The 25,461-nt window shown below is 44.6% G+C and carries 24 protein-coding genes and 1 pseudogene; 11 read left to right on the forward strand and 14 right to left on the reverse strand.

The genetic code is table 11. The annotated features are described in order from the left end of the window. The first annotated feature begins 79 nt into the window (after nucleotides 1-79). The 5 genes from HC246_RS18785 to HC246_RS18805 all read left to right on the forward strand — a co-directional run bounded on the left by HC246_RS18785 (nucleotide 80) and on the right by HC246_RS18805 (nucleotide 3,985). Nucleotides 80-376, forward strand: a complete 297-nt coding sequence (locus HC246_RS18785) for a 2Fe-2S iron-sulfur cluster-binding protein (RefSeq protein ID WP_169364971.1) — start codon at nucleotides 80-82, stop codon at nucleotides 374-376. Nucleotides 377-530: 154 nt separating this feature from the next. Then, nucleotides 531-1,658: a molecular chaperone DnaJ gene (gene dnaJ, locus HC246_RS18790; protein ID WP_169364972.1), complete on the forward strand. Its 1,128-nt coding sequence runs from the start codon at nucleotides 531-533 to the stop codon at nucleotides 1,656-1,658. A gap of 80 nt (nucleotides 1,659-1,738) precedes the next feature. Beyond that, the gene (locus HC246_RS18795; RefSeq protein ID WP_169364973.1) at nucleotides 1,739-1,972 is read left to right on the forward strand and encodes a sulfurtransferase TusA family protein; all 234 of its coding nucleotides are present in this window, start codon (nucleotides 1,739-1,741) and stop codon (nucleotides 1,970-1,972) included. A gap of 13 nt (nucleotides 1,973-1,985) precedes the next feature. Next, nucleotides 1,986-3,056, forward strand: coding sequence for a small ribosomal subunit biogenesis GTPase RsgA (gene rsgA, locus HC246_RS18800; protein ID WP_169364974.1), 1,071 nt, complete (start codon nucleotides 1,986-1,988; stop codon nucleotides 3,054-3,056). 266 nt (nucleotides 3,057-3,322) lie between these two features. Continuing rightward, complete coding sequence (locus tag HC246_RS18805; protein WP_169364975.1) at nucleotides 3,323-3,985, forward strand: hypothetical protein; 663 nt, start codon at nucleotides 3,323-3,325, stop codon at nucleotides 3,983-3,985. 41 nt (nucleotides 3,986-4,026) lie between these two features. Here the strand turns inward: HC246_RS18805 and crtA are convergent, their stop codons facing one another. The 4 genes from crtA to HC246_RS18825 form a co-directional block, all read right to left on the reverse strand. Further along, a complete protein-coding gene (gene crtA, locus HC246_RS18810) occupies nucleotides 4,027-4,917 on the reverse strand; it encodes a cyanoexosortase A (RefSeq protein ID WP_169364976.1) in 891 nt (296 codons plus the stop codon). A 71-nt stretch (nucleotides 4,918-4,988) separates the two neighbouring features. Further along, nucleotides 4,989-5,609, reverse strand: a complete 621-nt coding sequence (locus HC246_RS18815) for a cytochrome c oxidase subunit 3 (RefSeq protein WP_169364977.1) — start codon at nucleotides 5,607-5,609, stop codon at nucleotides 4,989-4,991. 79 nt (nucleotides 5,610-5,688) lie between these two features. Further along, complete coding sequence (ctaD, locus tag HC246_RS18820; RefSeq protein ID WP_169364978.1) at nucleotides 5,689-7,335, reverse strand: cytochrome c oxidase subunit I; 1,647 nt, start codon at nucleotides 7,333-7,335, stop codon at nucleotides 5,689-5,691. 81 nt (nucleotides 7,336-7,416) lie between these two features. Further along, a complete protein-coding gene (locus HC246_RS18825; protein ID WP_169364979.1) occupies nucleotides 7,417-8,403 on the reverse strand; it encodes a cytochrome c oxidase subunit II in 987 nt (328 codons plus the stop codon). A gap of 477 nt (nucleotides 8,404-8,880) precedes the next feature. On the opposite strand from HC246_RS18825, the gene HC246_RS18830 reads away from it, so the two are divergent. Together HC246_RS18830 and HC246_RS18835 are read left to right on the forward strand one after the other, a co-directional pair. After that, the gene (locus HC246_RS18830; protein WP_169364980.1) at nucleotides 8,881-9,063 is read left to right on the forward strand and encodes a hypothetical protein; all 183 of its coding nucleotides are present in this window, start codon (nucleotides 8,881-8,883) and stop codon (nucleotides 9,061-9,063) included. A gap of 29 nt (nucleotides 9,064-9,092) precedes the next feature. Continuing rightward, nucleotides 9,093-10,784: a CocE/NonD family hydrolase gene (locus tag HC246_RS18835; RefSeq protein ID WP_169364981.1), complete on the forward strand. Its 1,692-nt coding sequence runs from the start codon at nucleotides 9,093-9,095 to the stop codon at nucleotides 10,782-10,784. A 21-nt stretch (nucleotides 10,785-10,805) separates the two neighbouring features. Here HC246_RS18835 and HC246_RS18840 read toward each other — a convergent pair whose 3' ends face one another. From HC246_RS18840 to crtE (HC246_RS18860), 5 genes and pseudogenes are all read right to left on the reverse strand, one after another. Beyond that, on the reverse strand, nucleotides 10,806-11,585 hold the full coding sequence (locus HC246_RS18840; protein ID WP_169364982.1) for a TIGR03943 family putative permease subunit: 780 nt from the start codon (nucleotides 11,583-11,585) through the stop codon (nucleotides 10,806-10,808). Between the two features lie 69 nt (nucleotides 11,586-11,654). Then, nucleotides 11,655-12,353: a DUF3226 domain-containing protein gene (locus HC246_RS18845; RefSeq protein WP_169364983.1), complete on the reverse strand. Its 699-nt coding sequence runs from the start codon at nucleotides 12,351-12,353 to the stop codon at nucleotides 11,655-11,657. Beyond that, nucleotides 12,346-13,452: an AAA family ATPase gene (locus HC246_RS18850; protein ID WP_169364984.1), complete on the reverse strand. Its 1,107-nt coding sequence runs from the start codon at nucleotides 13,450-13,452 to the stop codon at nucleotides 12,346-12,348. The genes HC246_RS18845 and HC246_RS18850 overlap by 8 nt, the downstream gene beginning before the upstream one ends. Nucleotides 13,453-13,552: 100 nt before the next feature. Continuing rightward, complete coding sequence (locus HC246_RS18855) at nucleotides 13,553-13,987, reverse strand: divergent PAP2 family protein (RefSeq protein ID WP_169365235.1); 435 nt, start codon at nucleotides 13,985-13,987, stop codon at nucleotides 13,553-13,555. Nucleotides 13,988-14,051: 64 nt separating this feature from the next. Next, nucleotides 14,052-14,888, reverse strand: a pseudogene (gene crtE / locus HC246_RS18860) (geranylgeranyl diphosphate synthase CrtE); the annotation flags it as partial. A 598-nt stretch (nucleotides 14,889-15,486) separates the two neighbouring features. Between crtE (HC246_RS18860) and HC246_RS18865 the strand changes: the two are divergent. The 4 genes from HC246_RS18865 (at nucleotide 15,487) to HC246_RS18880 (ending at nucleotide 20,619) form a co-directional block, all read left to right on the forward strand. Further along, complete coding sequence (locus tag HC246_RS18865) at nucleotides 15,487-16,887, forward strand: family 2B encapsulin nanocompartment shell protein (protein ID WP_169364985.1); 1,401 nt, start codon at nucleotides 15,487-15,489, stop codon at nucleotides 16,885-16,887. Between the two features lie 88 nt (nucleotides 16,888-16,975). Next, nucleotides 16,976-17,845: a geranyl diphosphate 2-C-methyltransferase gene (locus HC246_RS18870; protein ID WP_169364986.1), complete on the forward strand. Its 870-nt coding sequence runs from the start codon at nucleotides 16,976-16,978 to the stop codon at nucleotides 17,843-17,845. A gap of 95 nt (nucleotides 17,846-17,940) precedes the next feature. Beyond that, entirely contained in the window at nucleotides 17,941-19,134 is a 1,194-nt protein-coding gene (locus HC246_RS18875; protein WP_169364987.1) for a family 2 encapsulin nanocompartment cargo protein terpene cyclase, read from the forward strand. 81 nt (nucleotides 19,135-19,215) lie between these two features. Continuing rightward, a complete protein-coding gene (locus tag HC246_RS18880; RefSeq protein WP_169364988.1) occupies nucleotides 19,216-20,619 on the forward strand; it encodes a family 2B encapsulin nanocompartment shell protein in 1,404 nt (467 codons plus the stop codon). A 41-nt stretch (nucleotides 20,620-20,660) separates the two neighbouring features. On the opposite strand, the gene crtE (HC246_RS18885) is transcribed toward HC246_RS18880, so the two are convergent. The 5 genes from crtE (HC246_RS18885) to ureE form a co-directional block, all read right to left on the reverse strand. Continuing rightward, nucleotides 20,661-21,563 carry a geranylgeranyl diphosphate synthase CrtE gene (gene crtE, locus HC246_RS18885; protein ID WP_169364989.1) on the reverse strand — a complete coding sequence of 301 codons (903 nt, stop codon included), beginning with the start codon at nucleotides 21,561-21,563 and terminating at the stop codon, nucleotides 20,661-20,663. A 241-nt stretch (nucleotides 21,564-21,804) separates the two neighbouring features. Beyond that, nucleotides 21,805-22,674 carry a bifunctional methylenetetrahydrofolate dehydrogenase/methenyltetrahydrofolate cyclohydrolase FolD gene (folD, locus tag HC246_RS18890; protein WP_169364990.1) on the reverse strand — a complete coding sequence of 290 codons (870 nt, stop codon included), beginning with the start codon at nucleotides 22,672-22,674 and terminating at the stop codon, nucleotides 21,805-21,807. Between the two features lie 105 nt (nucleotides 22,675-22,779). Further along, nucleotides 22,780-24,060, reverse strand: coding sequence for an ISNCY family transposase (locus HC246_RS18895; protein WP_169365236.1), 1,281 nt, complete (start codon nucleotides 24,058-24,060; stop codon nucleotides 22,780-22,782). Nucleotides 24,061-24,224: 164 nt separating this feature from the next. Then, complete coding sequence (locus HC246_RS18900) at nucleotides 24,225-24,947, reverse strand: urease accessory protein UreF (RefSeq protein ID WP_169364991.1); 723 nt, start codon at nucleotides 24,945-24,947, stop codon at nucleotides 24,225-24,227. Next, nucleotides 24,937-25,392 (reverse strand): urease accessory protein UreE, encoded by a 456-nt coding sequence (gene ureE / locus HC246_RS18905; protein ID WP_169364992.1) that lies wholly within the window; start codon nucleotides 25,390-25,392, stop codon nucleotides 24,937-24,939. The genes HC246_RS18900 and ureE overlap by 11 nt, the downstream gene beginning before the upstream one ends. Nucleotides 25,393-25,461: the final 69 nt, after the last annotated feature.

A 25,461-nucleotide genomic window follows, 5' to 3' on the forward strand; every position in this document is an offset into this window, starting at 1 on the left:
TTGGTTAGATTGCTATAAGCTGCCATTTCGTAAGATACTGACTAAGTAATAAAAATTAACAAAGAATTAATACTTAGCTATGGCAAACATTACGTTTGTGAATGAAGGTAAGGAAGCGATCGCTATGGATGGCGTAAACCTCCGCATCAAGGCTCTCGAAAACAACATCGATATCTACAAATTTGTTGCGAAGCTCACTAACTGTAATGGTTATGGTCAATGTGCTACCTGTGTTGTAGAGATTGTGGATGGTCTAGAAAACCTCTCGCCTAGAACCGAATTTGAAGAGAAAAAGCTCAAAAATAAACCTGCCAACTATCGTCTTGCCTGTCAGACATTAGTCAACGGCAATGTTAGCGTCAAGACTAAGCCATAGCCATAGTTTTGTATTTCAATCTCGGCTAAGCCGAGATTGAAATAATTATGTGCGGTAAAACGTACTTACTACGAATATCCACAAACACACGATAAGTGCTAGGTTAAACTAGAATAATTGTCCATGAATCCTTTAGGCGACAGAGAAACCCCCTATGGCGCGTGATTATTACGAAATCCTTGGAGTCGATCGCAATACTGACAAAGAGGAAATCAAACGAGCATATCGACGTTTAGCTCGAAAATATCACCCCGATGTCAACAAAGAACCAGGGGCGGATGAACGATTTAAAGAAATTAACCGTGCTTACGAAGTTCTTTCAGAGCCAGAAACTCGTGCGCGGTACGATCGCTTTGGCGAAGCTGGCGTATCGGGTGGCGGTGGCGCACCTGATATGGGTGATATGGGTGGATTTGCCGATATCTTTGAAAGCTTCTTTAGTGGTTTTTCTAACACGGGGCAACAGCAAGCACGCCGTCGCAGTGGACCTACTCGCGGTGAAGATTTACGTTTCGATTTAAAGTTAGAGTTTCGCGAAGCCATCTTTGGCGGCGAAAAGCAGATCAAAATCTCGCATTTGGAAACCTGTGCTACCTGTAGCGGCTCAGGGGCAAAACCCGGAACTAGACCGCGTACTTGCGGAACTTGTAGCGGTACTGGTCAGGTTCGTCGAGCCACACGTACACCCTTTGGTAGCTTTACCCAAGTTTCGACCTGTCCCACCTGTAACGGGACTGGTCAAACCATTGAGGACAAGTGCGAAAGCTGTAATGGCTTAGGACTAAATCAAGTTACCAAGAAACTGAAGATTACCATCCCCGCAGGTGTCGATAGCGGTACAAGACTGCGCGTATCAAATGAGGGTGATGCAGGACAGCGTGGTGGTCCTTCGGGCGATCTCTATGTATACCTATTTGTGCAAGCTGACAACGAGTTTGAGCGTGAAGGCATTAATATCCTGTCGGAAATCAAGATTAGCTATCTTCAAGCTATCCTTGGTGACAAGATTGCAATTAACACAGTTGATGGCAAGAAACCCCTCACGATTCCCGCAGGTACTCAACCTGACACAGTACTGACCCTAGAGGGATTAGGTGTACCGAAATTGGGCAATCCCGTCGCTCGTGGCGATCATTTAATCAGAGTCAAGATTGATATTCCGACCAAAATCGGTAGTGAAGAACGCGAGGTTCTCGAAAAACTGAAGGAAAAGCAATTTGGGAATGCAGCTAAAGGTGGCATTGGCGATATTTTAGGCGGCATATTTGGCAACCAAAAGTAAAACCTAATAATTTAAAAAAGCCTTGCTTTGCAAGGCTTTTTTAAATTTATAATATTTTTTCAAGAACAATCCAGAGATATATGTGCATTCAGGCTATCCAATCAATCGATTTACGTGGTGTTCCCTGTCCTCTTAGTTTTGTACGCGCTAAATTGCATTTAGAAAAGTTAGAAACAGGACAATTGTTGGAAGTTTTCCTTGATGGTGGTGAGCCAATTGAGCAGGTTCCTAATAGCCTAACCTCTGACGGACATCAGGTCAAAGGGATCGAAGAACGCGATCGCTTTTTTGTATTAACTGTCCAAAAAGCATGATGCAAGTACTTTTATGTTGGCTTTAACAGGTACAGTTTTGGCTGTACAGGCCAATTTTTATCGGGTCATGCTTGATCATGCGTTTCGATTAGAATTACTAGATGAACTTGGACAAAATACTAGCCAAATCATTGATGAATTGCTTTGTACTAGACGTGCAAGGCTTAAAAAAATTGGACAGCAGATTTGTGTAGGCGATCGCGTCACTATCGAGGAACCTGATTGGCATGGTAAACGGGGTGCAATCTCAGAAGTAGCCGCACGCCGCAATTTACTAGATCGCCCGACAGTGGCGAATGTCGATCGCATCTTATTAGTATTTGCGCTTGCGGAACCGAGCCTAGATCCACACCAACTCAGCCGCTTTTTAGTGAAAGCTGAAAGTACACAGGTCGAAGTTCTGCTATGCCTAAATAAGCGGGATCTAGTTAGTGATGAACTATGGCAAACATGGCGAGATCGCCTCAAGTCTTGGGGATATCCTCCAGTTGCTATTAGCACCTATACCCATGAAGGGATTAATGAACTAGCGCAACATTTACAAACTGGTGTCACCGTTGTCGCAGGGCTATCGGGCGTTGGCAAGTCCAGTCTAATTAATTTACTAATTCCCAATTTACAAGTTCGTGTTGGTGAAGTTTCTCAGCGATTGGGGCATGGGCGACATACGACACGCCATGTTGAACTGTTTGCTTTACCTGCTGGCGGTTATCTCGCGGATACCCCCGGATTCATGCAGCCCAATCTCACTGTTATTCCTCAAGAACTAGCGGATTGTTTTCCTGAAGCTAAGCAAAGATTAAGCGCTGGCGATGTCTGTCATTTTAATAATTGTTTACATCGTCGCGATGAACCTAATTGCTTAGTACGTGGTGATTGGGAACGTTACGAGCATTACCTCGCCTATCTCGAAGAGGCGATCGCCTATCAACAAAAGCTCAAAAATACTGCTACGGCTGATTCTTCGCTGAAAGTTAAAGATGCCAGTGATGGGAAACAACAGGAGCCAAGATTACTCAAAAAGCGCTACCGACGTGAGTCCCGCCGCAGTGAACATCAAAATTTAGATGAAGAGTTGGATTAAGGTCAGTTCGGGTTAAGCTAGCAGGTTTTAAAAATCCAAAGTAAAAGCCTTGCTAAGCAAGGCTTTTACTTTGGGGCTTTTAGAGAGGGTTTGCGTAGCAAACCCTCTCTAAAAGCCTGTTTCAAATCATCTCGAACTCGCGTTGGATTAGATGAATGTGCAAAACACATTCATCTAATTTCTGTTAATACTCTTGCAAGGCGCGATATAGTAGCTAACGAGCTTTATGCTTGTCCCCAAATCAAAGGTCATAGCTTAAATTAGATATGAAAAAGTATATTTCCCTTGCTGCTGGTTTAGTCTTATTTGCAGTCAGTGCTTGCAATTCCTCTACACCTGTAGCTGATAATGCGACTCCCAGCAAAGCAGCATCACCTACAGCAACTTCCTCTGAAAAGCCAACAGAAAAACCTAAAGAATCTGCAACCCTAAGCGCTAAAGCAACAGAAAAGGCTACAACCAATGCTGAGGGTTGGCAAGACTACAAATCTGCGGCTGGGAAGTTTAGTGTGCAATTACCTAGCAAGCCACAGGAGCAATCTCAAGACCAAACAACTGATGTGGGGACAATTAAGCTCAATATGGTAATTGCTGAAGCCAATGATTCAGGTTATTTTGTGGGCTATGCTGATTTCCCCAACAAAATTGCCAATCCTGCGGATATCCAAAAAGGTTTAGCTGATTCTGTAAAAGGCTCAGTTGGAAATCTCAAGGGAGAAATTAAGGTGGAGAAGGAATCGACCCTTGGTGATGTACCTTGTCGAGATTTTGAAGCGATCGGTAAGGTCAAAACGACAGATGTATCTATGAAAGGCAGATTTTGCCTAGCAGACAATCGCTTGTATCAGGTATTTGCTCTAGGAGCCAAGGATAAGCTAGCGGCTACTGATGTTGATCGCTTTATTACTTCTTTTAAACTAGAAAAGTAATCTTTTACAAAAAAGGGCGCTTAGCGCCCTTTTTTATTGCTTTATGCCTCTTCATACTCGTCATCGTCATCATCTCTTGTGAGCCAATTACAAAGCCCTAACAGCATCGATACCGCCACAATCGAAAAGATTTGGGAGCCGTCACCATGATGCCAATATTTAAATAATTCTGTTTGATTAGAAATAATTACTAGCAATGCTACTCGCACGGAGTTAACAATAAAAGCGATCGCCATTGCCGATGGAAACATAATCCACATATGAAAGCGTGATACAGGGAAAACCAAAACGAACATTAAGGTGATCCTCAAGAGCATAAAAATCGGTGGCAACCCTGCACAACCTCTTGCAACTTCCACCGCACCATATTGACTAACAATTGTGATTCCTTGCTGAGCAACTTTAACTCCTCCATACCACAGCACCGAATTAGCAAATTGCGCCGTAAAAACGTTAACTGGAATAAATTTTTCGATCGCTGCAAATAAAAATGGTACAGGTATTCCCAAAGTTGCTATTAGCAAAATCGGTTGCCAATATTGTCTTAATCCTTTCCATCCTGAAGCGATCAGAGCAACACCAACCGTCGATGTTAAAGGAGTCAGGATAAATAAAATATCATAAACTCTACGGGTTAATAGGCTTTTTATTAATGTCCAAATAATTAGTAGCGTTCCAACCGCGATCGCTGATGGTGTAGTTTCAAATTTGAAATGTTGACGATTACGAACAACCAATAAAATTGCCACTGCCCAAGTCAAAACTAGCAATGCATTATCGTCAATATTGTCACCCAGACGACATTGAAGAGCAATGTTAATGGCGATTAAACTTCCCCATATTGCTAGTAACCAAAACTCTAATTTATTAATAGCTTTTTGGAGAGCAGTTGGTAAATCAGAGAAGTCTCCGCGCAAAATATTATTGAGCATGGCTAGTAAAAAACAAATTATATTTAATATAAAAGAGGCAGTGCCAAGCACTGCCTCTTTTATATTAAGAGCTAAAGAATGTAAAGCAATAAAAATAGGATGATCCAGACAATATCGACAAAGTGCCAGTAAATTGAGGCGGCTTCGATGCCAAAGTGACTGGTGCTGCTATAGTGTCCTGCTTTAAGCGATCGCACTAATACTGAGGCAATTAAGGTTAGCCCGATGATGACGTGTAAACCATGAAAACCTGTGAGCACATAAAAGGTACTGGCAAATAGATTAGTGGTTAGCCCAAATTCTAAATGCTGGTATTCATAGATTTGTCCAGCAATGAAGATTGCACCCATGACGAAGGTGGCGAGAAACCATAGCTGAGCAGCTTTGACTTTATTCTCTTTAATCGCGCTATCGGCTTGATGAATCACAAAGCTACTCGATACCAGAATGATTGTGTTAATTCCGGGTAAGAGAAGTTCAAGCTCAGGTGTGCCTTCGGGCGGCCATGAGGTGGCGACGGAGCGAAAGGTCAGATAGGCGGCGAACAAGCCGAAAAAGAGCATTCCTTCAGAAATTAGGAAGACAATTAATCCAAAAACTCGTAGGTCGGGATGTTCGGCATGACCCGTTGACTCATGGGCATGAATTGTATCTTCGGAGATGGTGGTAGTGGTAGCGATCGATCCTTGCATAGGTAAATGTTTGGATAATTTGGACTAAAAAATACTTTTTAGATATTTAAAGCTTTGCTTTAAATATCTAATGAAAAAACTAGGCGATCGCTTCTTGACGATCTTCTTTATACTCTTCACCGTAGTCATAAGGTCCTGTCGCTAGTACAGGATCACCAACCCAGTTATGGGGAATAGGAGGCGAAGAAGTTGTCCATTCTAGGGTTAGGGCATTCCAAGGATTATCAGGAGCTTGCTCACCCTTAAACCAACTGTAAACCGCATTGATCACGAAAGGAACTGTAGAAAATGCCAAGATCAATGCGCCAACGGTGCAGATCACATTAATTGGTGCAAATTGTGGATCGTACTGGGCAACGCGGCGCGGCATTCCCTGCAAACCAAGAATATGCATAGGACCAAAGGTTAAGTGCATTCCGATAAAGGTCAGCACAAAATGAATCTTGCCCCAAAATTCATTCAACATCCGTCCAGTCATCTTGGGGAACCAGTGATATAGACCAGCATAAATGCCAAACACACTGCCACCAAAAAGAACGTAATGGAAGTGAGCCACTACAAAATATGTGTCATGCACATGGATATCAACGGGAGCCGAACCCAGCATAACGCCACTCAAACCACCGATTAAGAAGGTAGAGATGAATCCCATCGCAAAGAGCAAAGGACTATCTAGGCGCAACTTACCACCCCAAAGTGTGGCAACCCAGCTAAATACTTTGATGCCAGTTGGTACGGCTACCAATAAAGTCGCTACCATGAAGAACACACGCAACCAATCAGGTGTACCACTGGTAAACATATGGTGCGCCCACACAAATAAGCCCAAAGCACAAATCATCATGCTGGAATAGGCGATCGCCTTATATCCAAAAATCGGCTTGCGGCTGTGAGGTGGAATCACTTCAGAAATGATCCCAAATACAGGCAGGATCATCACATAGACGGCAGGGTGAGAATAGAACCAGAATAAGTGCTGATACACGACGGGATCGCCGCCGCCTGTGGGATTAAAGAAATTTGTGCCGATCAATAGGTCAAACCCTAGCAGCACCATTGCACCTGCCAAGACAGGGGTTGCCAATAGCGCCAATACCGAGGTTGCCATCATCGCCCAGCAAAAGAGAGGCATACTAAAAAGATCCATCCCCTTCATCCGCATCGACCAGATTGTGACGATGAAATTTACTGCCGCCAAAATCGATGAGGTTCCCACCAAGAGAATGCTGAGAATCCAGATCGCTTGTCCGACATGTTCATCGGTCAAAATGCTCAAAGGTGGATAGGCTGTCCAACCCGTGGATGCTGGTCCTACAAAGAAGCTGCCCATGAGCAGCAGACCCGCAGGAATCGTCAACCAAAAGGCGATCGCATTCAATTTTGGAAAAGCCATATCTCGTGCCCCAATCATCAAAGGCACAAGGTAATTGCCGAAACCACCCGTCACCGCAGGCACGATCCACAAAAAGATCATCACCGTACCGTGCATCGTAAACAGGCTGTTATAAAAAGCAGGATCAACAAGATCGGAATCGGGTGTAGCAAGTTCCACACGCACCGCCGAGGCAAGCGCCCCACCGATCAAATAAAACATAAATGACGTAACGAGATATTGAATCCCAATTACTTTGTGATCGACGCTAAAGGTAAAGAACTCCCACCAAGGAGTCTTTTGGGGTTCTGCCCCTGCGCTCGAACTTTGAGTTGGAGTAAGAGTTTGGGTCATAGAGGGGAATTGTTAATGGATGATGGGTAACGGGTGATTAGCTTTTGGCTGTTAGCTTTTGGCTTTTTTACTTTTGCCTTTTTACTTTTTACTTGTCATGCCCATTTGAGCGACCTTACCTGCAAGGTATTCCTGCTCCGACATTTGGGATGGAGGACGTGAGGCGACGATCGCTTCGGGATCGTTGCTAGCGATTTCTTGCTGTTCCTTGAGCCACTTGGCATAGTCTTCGGGAGTATCAATCACCATAGTGGTACGCATACCGCCATGATAGGAACCGCACAGCTCAGCGCAGACGACAGGATATTCCCCAACAACACGGGGCGTAAATTCGAGATAGGTTTCACGTCCGGGAATTACGTCCTGTTTGATGCGTAATTGAGGAACCCAAAAAGCATGGAGAACATCAACAGCATTCATATTTAAACGAATCTTTTTGCCGACAGGCACATGTAATTCCGCAGTGGCAATTTCATCAGTGTAGTTAAAAACCCAAGCAAACTGCATGGCACTGACATTGATCGCGACAACATCGGAATCCTCTGATGGTATGACCCCCGCCATCATTACGCCATTATTATTCGACGAAGCTAGTGTTGCTTTCGATGTCATAGGATTTGAGTGCATTCCACCACTTTCATGATGGGCAGCATGATCTACATGGGCAACGGCATTGTGCATTCCACCATGAGCCATACCACTCAGATCTTGTGTACCTTGCATCGCAGTATAGACATCAAAGCTATAAATCGCGACCCACATCACAATTACAGTAGGAATTGCTGTCCAAGCTATTTCGAGGGTTAGGTTCTCGTGGATTGCAGGTCCATCGGCTTCATCGCCTTTGCGCTTCCGAAATTTGATGATTGAATATAGCAAGACTCCCTCAACGATGAGGAAAAATCCCGCAGCGATCGCAAGGATCGTGTTGAATAAGCCGTCATACAAAGTAGCTTCATCACCTGCGGCAACGGGAAGCAAGCCATTGTTGCGACCATACCAGATGCTGGCGGCAATGATCAGCCCAATGATGACGACTATGGAAATTAGTTTGTTGTTTACTTTCATGGTGAGGTTGCCCTATCGTGCTGCTCCTACAAAGTGAATCGAAATCAATGGGAGCGTCCTAGCGGATATTTTGAGAATTAGGACAGATTGACATAGTGTCTATACTTGCATCTAATTCCAGAATGAGGGGCAATTGTTTGCAATCTTTTAGCAATTTCTTTGGGATCATGCCTTATAGAATGGTCTAAATGTGTCAATTAGGTATGGCGATCGCTTATTTTTTAATGTAACGGTTAAACTTAGATAAGCGAATAATTACTAAAATTAGGGCTAACGCATAATTGACGATAGCCTTGAGAAGATACAAAGTCTCTGGGTAACAAGTGCTAGTAAGCACCTAAATTTTCAAGTATGATCATCATATTCAGCCTAATTATAAGCAAAACCTAGATATTGAGTGACCTGCGTAGTAGCCCGCTCAACAGTTTCGATTTTAAGTTTAGTTAGTTCCAGATCAATTGATAAAAAATTCCAATTATGTCAACTCCTGAAAAATTAAAAGAAAGATTTGTGGCGATCGCCAGTAAGCGCGAACTCTTAGTCCAATTATCTCTCAAGGATAATTTGGGTACATTGAGCATTGATGTAATCCAAGCATTAGAAGAACTCGACGATCTGCTCATTGAAATTAGAAAAGTGTTCCCCGATTGGCAGGACTAAGCAGGATTAATAAGCAGCACTAAATTTCCATGCCTCCTAAACTAACTTCCTTCCATTCCAAAGTTAATGTGCAGCGTCAGGTAAAAATACCCATGCGTGATCGCATTAACTTAACTGCCGATATTTATCTCCCCAAGGGTATCGATACTTCACTGCCAGTATTATTAATGCGCTTGCCCTATGGTCGAGCGATCGCCTCGACCTGCACCTATGCTCATCCTAGTTGGTATGCCCACCAAGGCTATATCGTGGTGATCCAAGATGTGAGGGGTTGCGGCACTTCTGAGGGTGAGTTATATCCATTTCGCAATGAATATAACGATGGTTTTGATACGGTGGAATGGTGCGCGAAGGAATTAGAAGGCAGTAATGGCAAGGTGGGGATGTATGGATTTTCTTACCAAGGCGTAACCCAATTTCAGGCAGCAGTACAGCAACCCGAAGGACTAGTTACAATTTGCCCAAGTATGGCAACAGCCGATTTGTATCATGGTTGGTTCTATTTTGGTGGTGCAGTTTGCCTAGATTTTGATGTGAATTGGGCTTTGCAACTCGCGCAAAATCGTGCATGGTATTTAAAACAGGAACCGCAAGCCACAAAACTTTTTGAAGCTCAAAAACAATCTGCCAAATGGTTAGAATCTGCACCATTAAGTGAAATTGAACTATTTAAGAATCCAGATTTCGGCAATTTTGGAAAATTCTTTTTTGATTGGATTGGAAATCAGCAAGCGAATGATGAATATTGGCAAAAGTTGAATCCGCTTAGTTATTTTGATCGCTATGATTTGCCAGCATTACATATCGCAGGATGGGCAGATATTTTTATCGAAGCGACTATTAACACCTATCATCAAGCCAAATCCGTAACTAAAAAGCCTCAGCATTTAGTTGTCGCGCCTTGGCAGCATTTGCCTTGGTTGCCTAAAGTCGGAGAGATTGATTTCGGCGAAACTGCTGTTTCTAAAGTTGATCAGTTACAAGTAGATTGGTTCGATTTCTGGCTCAAAGGAATTGATAACGGCATTAGCGATCGCGCACCAGTCCAACTTTTCCTGATGGGCAAAAATCACTGGCTAGACCTCCCAGAATTTCCTACTTCCCCTAATATCCAAAATCTCTATCTCTCATCAAACAAACAGTTAATCCCCCAATTACCTAACAGCCAACAGCTAACAGCTAATAGCTCCCTACCCGATATCTACGTCTACGATCCCCGCAATCCTAATCCCTCCACAAATTATGGATTTTACGATCAGCGCAATGTCCATCAGCGTTGGGATGTTATGGTTTACCAAAGCGACGAACTTGATCAAGATTTAGCGATCGCAGGTATTCCCGAATTTATCCTCTATGCAGCTACTACGGCTCCAGATACTGATTGGGTGATTAAGCTCTTAGATATTTATCCCGATGGTAAGCAGATGCTTGTATCGATGGGAGTTATGCGGGCAAAGTTCCGTAATTCATGGACTGAGCCTGAGTGGGTTAAGCCTGATGTGATGACTGAATATCGCATCAATCTCCGTCCTACTTGCCAAAACTTTGCTAAAGGTCATCGTATTGGTGTAGCAATTTCCAGTTCAGCTTTCCCGATTATTGAGCGACACTCGAATACTCAGAAGTTACCGTCTGAAGCAACCGTAAGTGATTTTGTCGAAGCAACTCAGCAAATTTTTTATGGGGCAGAATATCCTTCCCATTTACAATTACCAATATAGATAAGTGGCACAAAGTGCCACTTAGTAATCATATGGATTTTTAGGCTCAGCGATCGCTGTAATATTACTTGCCACAATTACGACTTGACGCTTGCCATTGTTAGTTTCTACATCCGCTTGACCTTCTATTTGCAACCAGCGATCAGGCGGATAATTGGAACGGCTTTCAGTAATCTTGACGGGTAAACTCACAGGATACACATCGGCGGCGCAGCAGGTAATCACAAATCTCGTCAGCAAAATCATATTGTCAGGCTGATCGGGAGAATGTACAACAAATCCTGTGATTTTAACCTTCTGTCCCTTGTAAGCATCAGGTTCGGGATAGGCACTGATAGTGCGTACCCATTCTACGAGTGTGCGTTCTTCAGGACGGTTGCTAGCTCGAAAGGATTTCGGAATAGTACGAGCATCTGCAATATTTTCAATCACACCTCGATGAATCGCCTTTTCGCTAGTGAAGGGGCGAGGATTGATGAATAGGGCAATGACTGCCACGATTAAAAGCAAACTACTACTCAAGGATGGCTTGATGAGATTAACGTGTTGCTGGCTGTTGGTATAGCCACGCCGACGTTTAGCGACTCGCCAAGCTTCTGCCCCACCGACAAAAAGTAGCCCTAATCCTGCGATCGCTGTTAGTGGAATGTAGTTAGGGTGGACTAAGAGATATAGCTGTCCAGAAAGCCAAAGTTTAGTCAGTGTAATTCCCCAAGCTGCGATCGCGCAGGATTCGAGCCAAGGTAAAAACTTTTGCCAGTAAGTATGAATGCGTGAAAAGTTGGCTGATCGGGAGGACATTGGAGGTCTTATTCTCTAGTAGCAGGTTTTGATCTTAACGCGAATCTCTATTTGTCTAACAAAAATATATTAGTCAAACATTTTTAAAAATTCTTTCAGTTCATCTAAAGCAGGATGTTCAAAATCCCAAATATCTTTAGTCATTACATATTCAAATTTAGTCATACTACAATATTCACTAGCATTGTTCTTCTCTTGATTAGTGCAAGTATCATGTCGTATGTAATTGCTAACCCAAAGCTTATTAAACTCTTTTGTGCTAATTGATTTATTAGTACTTGTTTCTACGCAGGTTTTCCATGCTTCAAGGCAGTCAGCTTTTGGTGAGGGTTGAGATTTAATTACTTTTAGTAATGTTTCTAATTCACCTATCCCATCTACGTTAATCAAATAACATGCTATTTGAATATCTGGAATTTCTTCAGAACTAACAGTTATAAAATCACTAGTTTTTTCTATTTTATTTTGCTCTGTTGATGAAAATATGTTTGCAATTGCCTCATTTATAATCCCAAACCATTCTAAGGGTTGTTTATAATCCATATCTAAAACTATACCAATTTTATTTATGGGATTTTTCTGAGCCTCATCTTTGATTTTACGTAATTCATTTTTTATTTTTGTAGAATCCGATCCGCCTAAAGGTAAATAAGCATTTTCAGCTATATTAATTGCTTCAATGTCTACACTATTTTTATTGAGATAATTGACTAGAGATTGTATAAAAGTTCTATCGTTTTTACTCTCAACAATTAATCGGTTACTCACCTCTAACCCCTCCGTTACGAGACAAACTATATTCAAGAGTTTCCATGTCACGTTTAATACCAATGATTTGACCAGTTTTGACACTTCGAGCCATCTCAAAATGTGCAGCTAAATCACTAAACTCACTTTCTAATCCAACTTGATTAAATGCTGTCAGCATTTCTAAACTATGAGTAGTTGCAAATATTTGAATATTTAATTGTTTCGCTAAACGAAATAACATCCTCCACAAATCTGCTTGAATAGTATAGTGAATACCATTTTCTATCTCATCTAAAAGCAAAATATCGCTTTTGTTATTTATGACATACAGTATTATTGCTGTAATACGATTAATAGCATCTCCAAATAATGATATGGGTAATCTTTCTTCATTTTCTCTTTTTAAATAAAGTAATGGACTTCCGATATTAAAAGATTCAATCATTTTTATAGAAGGATCTATAATCTGAATGCCTTTCAACACTTCTTTTTCCTGATTGTTTAGCCTAGCTCGATCATACTCTGAAGCTAATTGTGTATTGAGAAATCCCAAAATTGCTGGAATAAAAGATATTTTTTTTTGTCCTGTGAATTGAGTTTTTTTGTCTAAAACTCCTTGAAAAGTACCTTGAGCCGTAGCTATTAAGTTGTATTCAAATAAATCATCATTATTAATAGTTATATTTGCCTGAAGTACCGATGATTTGGAATCATCGTTAGGTATAAAATCAACATATTTTTTGTCGATAATATCACTTGGTAAACTTGATTCTATAGTAAACCTAATAGGAATATCATTAATAGATAAATTTAGTTTGGTTGATTGATCATCATCTTCATTAACCTGTATAAAAATATTCTTGGATTTATCTTGGTTGAAGAACAAACTGTCCCAAGTTCTTTCAGGCAGGGCTTTGTTAAATTCTTGTGACTCTCTCCGATGTTTTTTAAGAGCATCAATGGCTTCTGCTCTAGGTAAACTGCCTATTAGTAAAGCTTCTAGAAGTGCTGTTTTACCTGCGTTATTTTTACCCGTGATGAGATTTATGGTTTTAAAACCAGAGATTGAGGTATTTTCAAAGCATCTGAAATTTTGGATTGAGATATCTCTGATCATGGATTTTATTGCCTAGACATTACAAAATATTTTAATCTGAAAACAAGAAAGGGCAGCGCATCGCACTACCCTTTCAATTGCTATAAATAGCGATCGCAATTTATAGGAAAACCCACATTAATAAAATGCCTAAGATCGACCCCGCAACAACTTGGGCAGGGGTATGACCTAATAACTCCTTAAGCGGATCATGCTCTTCCTCAAACACTTCCACCATGATCTGATTGAGAACCTTTGCTTGCTTACCTGCGGCGCGGCGAATACCTGCGGCATCGTACATCACGATAAATGCGAAAACTGTAGCGATCGCAAACTGTGGTGTATCCCATCCTTGAGTACGACCGATCCCTGTAGCAAGTGCCGAAACCAAAGCTGAATGCGAACTAGGCATTCCCCCTGTTTCAAAGATCACCTTGGGTCTGATTTTTCCAAACTGCGCTAGCTCAATAAATAACTTGAGAAGCTGAGCAGTTAGGCTAGAACATAAAGCAATTAGCAGAACTTGGTTATCGAGGATTTCGCCAACAGGATGTATGTTCATAATCAATTGCAACAGTTAAAGGGTAAGAAAAGGTCAAGAAAGAGTTTGAGAATGTAGTCTAGTTTTTCCGAGCAGTGATGTAATCAGCAAGTGCCATAAGAGGTAAAGCCGCATCACCATAACTTACCAGTTGAGCTTTTGCTTGTTCTACCAATTCCTGAGCTTTTTGCTGAGAAACCTCAATTCCCCATAGGCTAGGGTAAGTAACCTTTTGAGCAGCGAGATCTTTACCAGCAGTTTTTCCAAGCTCTTCAGAAGTAGCAGTGATATCTAAGATGTCATCAATGATTTGAAAAGCTAAACCGATATTATTAGAATAAGTGGATAAACGCTTAATGTCGGTATCATTTGCACCTGCTAGCAATGCTCCGCAGATGACACAGGACTCTAGTAGAGCCGCCGTTTTATGTAAATGAATAAAGGTGAGTGTGTCCGCAGTCACATCCTGCTTACCCTCACATTCTAAGTCAACTACCTGACCACCAACCAAACCCGTCGCCGCCACCGCATGACCGAGATGGGCGATCGCTTTTAAAACCCTCTCCGCAGGTACGTTTTTGGTTTGAGCTGCGATAAATTCAAAGGCATAGGCAAGTAAGGCATCCCCTGCCAAAATTGCAATATCATCACCATAAACCTTGTGATTGGTTGGTTTGCCGCGTCGAAAATCGTCATTGTCCATCGACGGTAAATCATCATGGATTAAAGACATAGTATGTACCATTTCCATTGCGCAGGCTGTGGGCATTGCCCAAGCGCGATCGCCGCCTAACAATTCACAAGCGGCAAGGGTGAGAATCGGACGCAAGCGCTTATCACAAGCTAGTAGCGAGTAACGCATTGATTCATAAATTTTTTCGGGATAAGTAACAGAGATCGAAGTATCAAGGGTTGATTAGGGTTCACCTCAGTTTTGCTATAAGTATAAATATTCATAGCGAAAATTCAGGATTTCAGACTTTAATAAAAAAATACCATATATCGATTAACGAATTTAGCAGCTTTTAATCCTAAGTATAATTATTCATCACAAAACTGAAATGCAATCGATTGCTAATTAATATTAAGACTCCGTTCAATTAGTATTATTTACTAATATCCTCTTAATCAAGACATATCAAATGTCAAAACGGTCTAAGATTACAGCAACCATCCAAGGGGGGTGGAGTTGGTGCGTTTGAGGCTCATCAAATGACTTAAATCAAGACATATCAAATGTCAAAACGGTCTAAGATTACAGCAACCATCCAAGCGGGGTGGAGTTGGTGCGTTTGAGGCTCATCAAATGACTTAAATCAAGACATATCAAATGTCAAAACGGTCTAAGATTACAGCAACCATCCAAGCGGGGTGGAGTTGGTGCGTTTGAGGCTCATCAAATGACTTAAATCAAGACATATCAGTGTTAAATCACATCAAAAAATTGCTGGAATAACCGTTGCTTGCTCCCCCTTGGATAAGTACAAACCATCAGTACAATCAGAGGGTTAAACATGACAGAAAATCTAGATTCTAATCAGCAAACTCTGGCAGAGCGGTCTAGCCTCAGTACTCGGGCAGCGAAGCAGTTGGCCACAACCACCAAGACTGCTCCGCAGATGCAGGGCATCACCTCGCGCTGGATCAGTCGCCTGCTGCCTTGGGTGGAGTTGCGCGGCGGCTCCTATCGTGTCAATCGCCGCTTGACCTATGCGCTAGGTGATGGTCGTGTCACCTTTACGAACGTCGGGTCAACGATTCAAGTAATTCCTCAGGAGTTGCGCGAGCTGGCTTTTCTGCGAGAATTTGAGGATGAGGCTGTCTTGAATGCCTTAGCTGATCGCTTTGTGCAGCAGGAGTTTCAACCCGGTGATGTGCTGGTAGACAAGGGAACCCCCGCCGACCAGATCGTGCTGATTGCTCACGGCAAGGTCAGTAAGATCGGTACAGGCAAGTATGGCGATGAGGTGGAGCTTGCGGTGTTGACCAATGGCGATCACTTTACCTATCAAGCCATTCTTGAATCAGAAGATCTATGGGACTTCACCATCAAAGCGATCACACGTTGTACGGTCTTAGCACTAACACAAAGCTCCTTTGAAGAACTGGTCAACTCCTCAGAATCACTTCAAGCACACATTGAGGCATTTCGCACCCAACCCCCCAAAGATCAGGATCGGTACGGTCAGTCCGCCATTGATCTGGCCGCTGGTCACAGTGGTGAACCCGTACTGCCCACAACCTTTGTCGACTACGAAACCTCTCCGCGTGAATATGAGCTAAGCTTGGCGCAGACAGTGCTGCGTGTTCATACCCGCGTTGCCGACCTCTACAACGAGCCAATGAACCAGATTGCGGAACAGCTTAAGCTAACAGTACACGAGTTGCGTGAGCGTCAAGAGTACGAGTTGGTTAACAACCAAGAGTTTGGGCTGCTGCACAATGCTGACCTCGGTCAGCGCTTCTCCACCCGCAATGGTCCGCCCACGCCAGATGATTTTGATGAGCTGATCACCCGCCGACGCAATGCACAGTACATTTTTGCCCACCCGCGTGCCATTGCGGCCTTCGGTCGGGAGTGCAACAAGCTAGGTCTCTATCCCGACAGCCTTGATATGGGGGGCGAACGAGTGTTGACTTGGCGCAACATCCCGATTTTGCCCTGCGACAAGATTCCCATTAGCAACACCCAGACCAGTTCCGTGATCGTTGTCCGTACTGGTGAAGATAATCAGGGCGTAGTAGGGCTTCGACCCGCAGCATTGCCCGATCAACATGAGCCGGGGTTGAACGTACGCTTCATGGGCATCAATGAAAAAGCCATCATCTCCTACCTCGTCAGCAACTACTTCTCCGCTGCCATCCTCGTGCCCGATGCCGTCGGCGTACTTGAAGATGTCGAGCTAGGACGCTAGTAGATCCCAGTAGAGGTAACTGAACAGCCAACTGTCAGCATCTTCACCATACACTCATTGAAACACCTATTCACCAGTAACACATTCTATGTCAACGCCCCAAACTATCACTGCCGACAATGTTTTGCGTAGCGAGTATCAGAAGTCAGTTGCCAACTATTGGAACCAAGAAAAAAATCCCGTTAATCTTCTACTCGGTCACGTTGATGGCTATTATCACCACCACTACGGGATCGGCGATGTCGATTGGTCGGTATTAGAGGCTCCCGAAGGTGAGCGCAACGATCAGATTATTCGTGAGCTACACCGACTCGAACACGCTCAGGCGGTTTTCCTGCTCGACCATCTGGGCAATGTCAAGCCTGATGACCGCGTGATGGATGGCGGTTCTGGTCGCGGCGGTACCAGCTTTGTGGTCAATGAACGCTTTGGCTGTCAGGTCGATGGAGTGTCAATCTCAGAATCTCAGGTCAAGTTTGCCAACGACCAGTCTGTGCAGCGCGGCATAGCCGACAAGGTAAAGTTCCACTTTCGCAATATGCTGGATACTGGCTTCGAGACGGGAGCCATGCGCAGCATTTGGACGAATGAGACCACAATGTATGTAGATCTGTTCAAGCTGTTCGCCGAGTTTTCTCGTCTTTTGCAGGATGGTGGTCGCTACGCCTGCATAACGGGTTGCTACAACGATGTTACGGGAGGACGATCGCGGGCGGTCAGCCAGATAGATGCACATTATATCTGTAACATCCACCCGCGTAGTCAATATTTCAAGGCACTAGCGGCGAACAACCTCGCCCCTATTACTGTAATCGATCTGACTCCCCTAACGATTCCCTACTGGGAACTACGGGCCAAGTCTTCGCTCATCACTGGGGTCGAGGATTACTTCCTTACTGCATATAAAGAGGGCAGTTTCCACTATCTGCTCATCGTTGCTGACCGCATCATTCGGTAAGGATTCTCCAAAACACAACCCGCACCATGGTGTGGTGCGTAGCACGCATACTGCAAACGCACCACACATCACTGCCCTAATACAGGGATAAGAGCATGAAAGATACCAACCTGGATAATACGAGTACCACATTTTTATTTGGTCCGACTGGTCTTGGTACATCCGCCGCTCGCTTTGTGAGTGAGATAGCCAAGGCTGCTCGTACCGATAACCTAGATTCAGGACTACTCCAGACAGATCTCGCCTCGGTGGGGGATTGCGATCCTGCCTATGCAGAGAGAGCTTGGGGCGATGGAACTGCCTCACCACTCTACTGCCCCATTCCCGAACGATTCAACGAGCCACTGGCAGACGAGGTCGATGATCGACTGGCGGACTGGGCATTGGAATGCGGGTTTGATGAGGACGAGGCGCAGAAAATTCGCAAGGTACGGTTTGGACGCCTGGTGATGCTGGCACACCCAGACTGCGATGACCCATCTCGGCTGTTGATCGGTGCCAAGTTGAACATGGCTTGGTGGGCTGCTGATGACTACTACGCTGACGACACCGAGCTTGGGGCAGATCCAAAGTTGCTCCCCCCTCGTCTCCTGTTGGCGATGACCGCAATGGACCCGCCCCCGCCAGCAGGGGAATTTACCACCCCGCTAGAGGAAGCGATCGCCGAAGAGCGGGTGCTGGTAGCCCTCGGTAGGGGCATCGACTATTTAGGACAGTACGCCACGCCAGAGCAAGTCCAGCGTACCTGTTACGCCACCTTCTCTATGTTCGTCTCTTGGAGTGCCTACGCAGCGTGGCGTTATACTGGCGAGTATCCGCCAGCGTGGAAGTATCTGGCTGCGCGACAGCACGACAGCTTCTACACCTCCATGACGCTAATCGACCCCATCGGAGGCTACGTCCTCCCACCAGATATTTTCTTCGATTCGCGCGTCCGTCACGCAGCGTTCCTAGCTGGGACGGCGGTCGTTCTGGTCAACGATCTCCTTTCGGTCGCCAAAGATCTGGCAGACGAGCAGCCACCTGTCAACATGGTGCTACAGATTGCGGCGGATCGGGGCTGCTCTATCGAAGAGGCGACGGAGATCACTGTCAAGTTTCATAACGACTTGGTTCATGACTTTCGGGAACGCCACCAGAAGCTCCAAGCTTTACCCAACGTTGAGCTTCAGAGGTTCCTGCGCGGATTGCGCGGCTGGATGGGCGGCGCATTTGAATGGCATAACAGCAACCCGCGCTATAAAAACAGCAACGGTGCTTCACAGCCAGATTCACAATCACTAGCCTAATTATAGAAGCGCACATAGTTCAACCAGATTTCATGCGGTTGAATAAACCAGCTCATGTGTATATAGAAAGCGAGGTAAAAAATGACCCAAGACTTTAACTCCCATGGGCAGGGGCTGGCGGAGCAGTCGAGCCTGAGTACAGATGCGGCGCGGAAGTTAGCCACAACTGCCAAGACTACTCCGCAGACTCAGGGTATTAGTTCGCGCTGGATCAGCCGTCTGTTGCCGTGGGTGGAGCTGCGCGGTGGCTCCTATCGGGTCAATCGACGTTTGACCTATGCGCTGGGCGATGGACGAGTGACCTTTACCAACGTGGGGGCTACCATACGAGTGATCCCGCAAGAGTTGCGCGAAATAGACCTGTTGCGTGACTTTGACGAGGAGGCAGTGCTAAACAGGTTGGCAGAGCGTTTTGTGCAGCAGGAGTTTCAACCCGGTGATGTGCTGGTGGAAAAGGGAATCCCTGCTGATCAGATTGTGCTAATTGCTCACGGCAAGGTCAGCAAGATCGGTACGGGGAAGTATGGGGATGACATGGAGCTTGCGGTATTGACCGACGGAGACCACTTCACCTACCAGGCTATTATCGAATCCGCCGATCTCTGGGACTTCACCATGAAGGCGGTTACACGCTGCACGGTCTTGGTGCTAACACAGCAATCGTTTGAAGATGTGGTGGCTTCCTCTGAATCGCTGCAAGCCCACATCGAAGAATTTAAGGCTCGTCCGCCAAAAGCCCAAGATAAATATGGTCAGTCCGCGATTGCGTTAGCTGCTGGTCATACAGGCGAACCCGTGCTGCCCACGACTTTTGTTAATTACGAGACCTCGCCGCGCGAATACGAGTTGAGCCTAGTGCAGACGGTGCTGCGTGTCCATACGCGCGTTGCCGATCTCTACAACGAGCCAATGAACCAGATCGAACAACAGCTCAAATTGACTGTGCATGAGTTGCGCGAGCGGCAGGAGTATGAATTGGTCAATAATCAAGAGTTCGGACTGCTGCACAACACCGATCTTAGCCAACGCTTCCCCACCCGCAATGGTCTACCTCACCCAGATGATTTTGATGAGCTGATCACCCGCCGCCGCAATTCACAGTATATTTTTGCCCACCCACGTGCCATCGCTGCCTTTGCGCGTCAGTGCAACAAGATGGGGATTGATTTGGAAAGTATCGATGTAGGTGGAAACCGAATTCCGGCTTGGCGCGGCATCCCTATCTATCCTTGTGGCAAAATCCCCATTGACAGAACGACTCAAACCACATCGATTATCGTTATGCGTACTGGTGAGGACAATCAGGGCGTGGTAGGTCTTCAGCCTGCGGAGTTACCTGATCAATATGAACCAGGGTTGAACGTGCGCTTTATGGGTATTAACGAAAAGGCCATCATCTCCTATCTAGTCAGCAACTACTTCTCCGCCGCTATCCTTGTCCCCGATGCCATCGGCATTCTCGAAGATGTCGAGATCGGGCGGTAGGATCAAAAAATAGGATCAAGAGAAATTGTGAGCTTGGCGATTTAGTTTTTCCGAGCAGTGATGTAATCAGCGATCGCCATCAGAGGTAAAGCCGAGTCACCATAACTGACCAGTTGCGCCTTCGCATCTGCTACTAGTTCCTGAGCCTTTTGTTGCGAGGTTTCGATACCCCACAGACTCGGATAAGTAACTTTTTGGGCGGCGAGGTCTTTACCCGCAGTTTTGCCAAGCTGCTCAGATGTAGCGGTGATGTCGAGAATGTCATCAATAATCTGAAAAGCTAAACCAATATTCTTAGCATAGGTGGATAAGCGCGTGATGTCAGTATCATTTGCACCTGCTAGTAATGCACCACAGATGACGCATGACTCTAGCAAAGCCGCAGTTTTATGGATATGGATAAATGTGAGGGTTTCCGCAGTCACATCTGGCTTACCTTCACATTCTAGATCGACAACTTGACCACCTGCTAAACCTGTCGCCGTCACAGCATGACCCAGATGGGCAATCGCCTTTAAAATTCTGTCAGCAGGTACAGCTTGAGTATACGCAGCGATATATTCAAAAGCATAGGCAAGTAGAGCATCCCCTGCCAAAATTGCAATGTCATCACCATAAACCTTATGGTTTGTCGGTTTGCCGCGCCGAAAATCGTCATTGTCCAACGCAGGCAGATCATCATGGATTAATGACATGGTATGTACCATTTCCATTGCACAGGCGGTGGGCATTGCCGATGCACGATCGCCGCCTAACAATTCACAAGCGGCAAGGGTGAGAATCGGACGCAAGCGCTTACCACCAGCTAGTAGCGAGTAACGCATTGATTCATAAATTTTTTCAGGATAGGTGACAGAGATCGAAGTATCAAGGGCTGATTCAACCTCTTGTTTGCGATCGCGTAAATACTTATCTAAATTGAATGCGACGGTTTGTGATGGCATAGCTGGCTTTAGTGATTTCGACAGTTACTCGACAATAAATAATTAAAGAATTTACTGATTTTTGTTTAGATGTGACGCGGGCGTTGCCCGCGCCACATCTAAACGATGTGTAAGTCCTAATAATTGCTGGAATTGGGGCAGAATTCCAGACAGTATCCAGAATGTATATTATGCAACGTCTTGCGATCCTCTCTCTAGAATTTTTGGGTTTTAATACATTAGGTATTAAAACCCAAAAATTCTAGGGTTTAGCAAACTTTTGCTTGTAGCTCCATACAGTGTTGTGTAGGAGCATGGTTACAGTCATTGGACCAACTCCCCCCGGAACAGGGGTAATGTGGGAGGCAACTTCACTGACGCTGGCATAGTCCACATCACCGACTAAGCGGGATTTGCCTTCATAGTCAGTGATGCGGTTAATTCCCACATCGATGACCACTGACTCAGGCTTAACCATCTCGGCGGTTACAAATTCGGGTCTACCGATCGCTGCAATTAAAATATCAGCTTTGCGGGTAATTTCGGCAAGATTCTTCGTACGGGAATGGGCGATCGTCACTGTGGCATTTTCTTCGAGCAGCATTAGGGCAACGGGCTTGCCTACGAGAATGCTGCGCCCGATCACCACGGCATTTTTCCCAGCAATATCAATCTTGGCTTCGGCTAATAGCTCCATCACTCCCGCAGGTGTGCAACTCCGTAAGCCTGCTTCGCCTCGCGCCAGTTTACCTAAATTATTGGGGTGCAAGCCATCAGCATCTTTATCAGGATCGAGGCGATTTAACAGGGCGATCGCATCAAATTTGTCGGGCAAAGGTAATTGAATCAAAATGCCATCCACGCGATCATCGGCATTGAGTTCATCAATTACTTGCTCTAATTCTTGTTGGGTAACGCTTGCAGGAAAATGCTTGCCAAAAGATGCGATCCCCGCTTTGTGACAGGCAGTTTCTTTGTTTTTGACATAGGCGGCACTGGCGGGATTGTCGCCAACCATCAGCACGGCTAGCCCCGGAGGACGACCATACTGGGTTTGCAATTGTGCGACCTCTTCTGCGATCGCGCTTTGCATTTTCTTAGCAAGTGCCTTGCCGTCAATAATTACTGCCATATTCTCTAAATTTTTTGCGATACCCACTATCTAAACGATTGTATCGTTTGATGGCTCAATATGAGGAGGGGCGCAATGCACCCCAGCAATTCTCATTATGAAAAATTAACTACTGTTGGGAGGGAGATCTAACTCCAAACCTTGAATCATAAAAGTCAAAAGATGATCCCAACTATCAAAAACAAGATATCGAGTCAAGGCGCGTAAATCGTTAAAAAAGGTTTTGCGGGTTGGCAAATGAGAGCGCAATAACTGGTACTTGTCATCGACCAATTCCAATAACGTGCGAAATAGTAGGGACAAAATATTGAGGGTGGCTAGGAATGAAGCAAGATGCTCCTTGCCATGTCCAAAGTTGTGTTCTAGGTTGTAGCCCTTAGTTTTGAGAGTATTGTTATTCTCATTTTCCACTTTCCAACGAGTACGACCAGCCAGCACGATTTCCACCACTGTTTGCTCAGTAATCAGGTGATTGGTGGCAAAAGAGTTTTTGTAAACTACCTTGCCATCAGGTCTAGTCACAGTTAGTTCACACCAGTTAACCAGCAAAGCATCGTCACCATCTTTGATAGGTAGCCCATTGACATATTGGTAGGTATAGGTCTCTTGAACTTTCCCTGTCCACTTATTGACAACCACCGTTGGCAAAGCAATCCCTTCTATATGCTCATAGATAGTGGGGTGAGATTCGGGGCGGCAGACTAAGATGAAGTTGAACTGTTGCTCTAATAGCATTTGGCAGAGGGGTTGGCGAGAATAAAGGTCATCACCCAAAACAGTTACCTTGAATGCACTGTACTTACTGCCATGTTGTAACAACCATCTTTTGGCGGCTGTATTCTCACAGTCTTGCTTGTCATTTCCATCCTGCGGCACAATAAATTCTGGTACTAGGGGAATCACTTGCGATTGATGTGGACTGACGATAACTGGCGTAACTACGCTATGAAAATAATGAATTTCTCCTGATTTCATTTTCCTACTCGAACAATGGTGACAGTGTATTTGTTTTGAACTAAAGTACTCTGTCCCATCTAGCGCCATTAATAGATTGTTGGCGAATCCTCGAAATCCTTGCAGTTTCCCCTTTTGCTCTATCGTCTCCAAGATTGTCTCGAACACTGGAAACATTTCTTTAGGTTGCACTGGGTCTAGCAAGTCTCGGATATGGTTATCCGTTGGTATTTTATGCACCCCAAATAAACTTTGGGCGTTGCTTCGCCCTTTTGTCTGCTCCATTGTCCGCTGGTAAGACAAGAATGATGGACTTTGAGTGAAAAATACACTGAATGCACTCATGGCTGCATCTTCCATGCCATAGCGACTATTTTTGCCTGTCCGCTTGTCTGGCAATGATTCTAGTTGTTGTCGGAAAATTTCTACAATTCTGTCGAATGAGCCTTGTGCTTTCAAAGCTCTTCCCCTAAATCAATCATCATGTTATTTACAATATCCCTATATCAACGGTTTGACTAGCCTTCGTTCATAATGAGAATTGCTGAATGCACCCCTCCTCATATTGTTATGCGGGCGGCATAACAATATGGGTTTTAGCTACGGAATAGTCGTGAATATTGTGTTTCATGATTGGCACTCGCTAAACTTGCCCCCCAGCCGCACCATTCCAACTCACTATCTAGACAATCTAATGCTGATTGTGAACTTTGCAAAATATCGGCATTGAGTCGAAAAATAATCTGCTGTCCTGTGGTTTGTCCAAAGGGAACCGATCGCACAGCCGCACTCACTAAATTCGATACCCAGCTATGCATGTAGCCAAGGACGGTGTTACTTGCATCAATTTCTAAACTTGCACCGACAATGCCAAAAGCGATCGCATAGTTACAACCCTGTCCTTCGGAATTATCTTTAGCGGTTGGCAAAATTTGGTTTATTGATTGCGATCGCCATAGTTGCTGATCGTCAAGCTGCACCCAGAGCTTCATCAACGACTGTCCCATTTGCCAACTGGCAAGACGGACTTCTTCGGTTTCCCTTGTTGCTGAAAGCCAACTATTCCAATAGTTAAGGGCAACTAGATCATTCTTGAGCATTGCTTGATGGGCGCGGAGAGCGATCGCTGCCTCGTTGGTGATAAATCCAAAGTGCATCTCTCTCTTTAACCAATTACAGAGATCTATCTCGGTCTGAATCACTCCTGAATTGCAAAGGTACTCAATTCCTTCTGAATAGCTGTAGGCTCCCACAGGCAAAGCGGGACTAGTAATTTGCAAGAGCCGTAATATTTGCAAAGCGTCGGGATTAATGATCATGGTGATGGTGGTAAGCGCCAGTTTCTGGTTGGAATGGCTGAATTTCTTCAATGATATTCAATCCCATTTTGCGAACCATATCTTCTAGAACGGGATCGGGGGATAGGCGCAAATAACTTTCGGTAATTTCTAAGGCGATGTGGCGATTACCTAAATGATAGGCAGCACGCAAAAAATCAAGAGGATGGTGAGTGGTGATAGTAACAACGGGTTCTGGTTTCGCGACAACTTTAGCGATCGCCTGTCCATGTTCATCAGCGAGAAAATCTCCTTCCTTTAGTACGGTTCCTCTAGGAAGCTGTAAATTCACCTCTTCTCCTTCCACTGTGGTAAAGCGATGACGGCTACGAGTTCTATCTTCCGCAACTAGAGATAATGTAAGTAAAGATTCTACATTAAATAGTTGTTTGGCATGTGAAGATAAACGTTGTGTGAGAATGTGCATAATTCCTAACCTATACTATTGTGAATAGCACTAAGCTTTCCATAATTTAATATTTTTGATGGAGCGGCT

The sequence above is a fragment of the Pseudanabaena yagii GIHE-NHR1 genome, assembly GCF_012863495.1.
In the GTDB taxonomy this organism is placed as follows: domain Bacteria; phylum Cyanobacteriota; class Cyanobacteriia; order Pseudanabaenales; family Pseudanabaenaceae; genus Pseudanabaena; species Pseudanabaena yagii.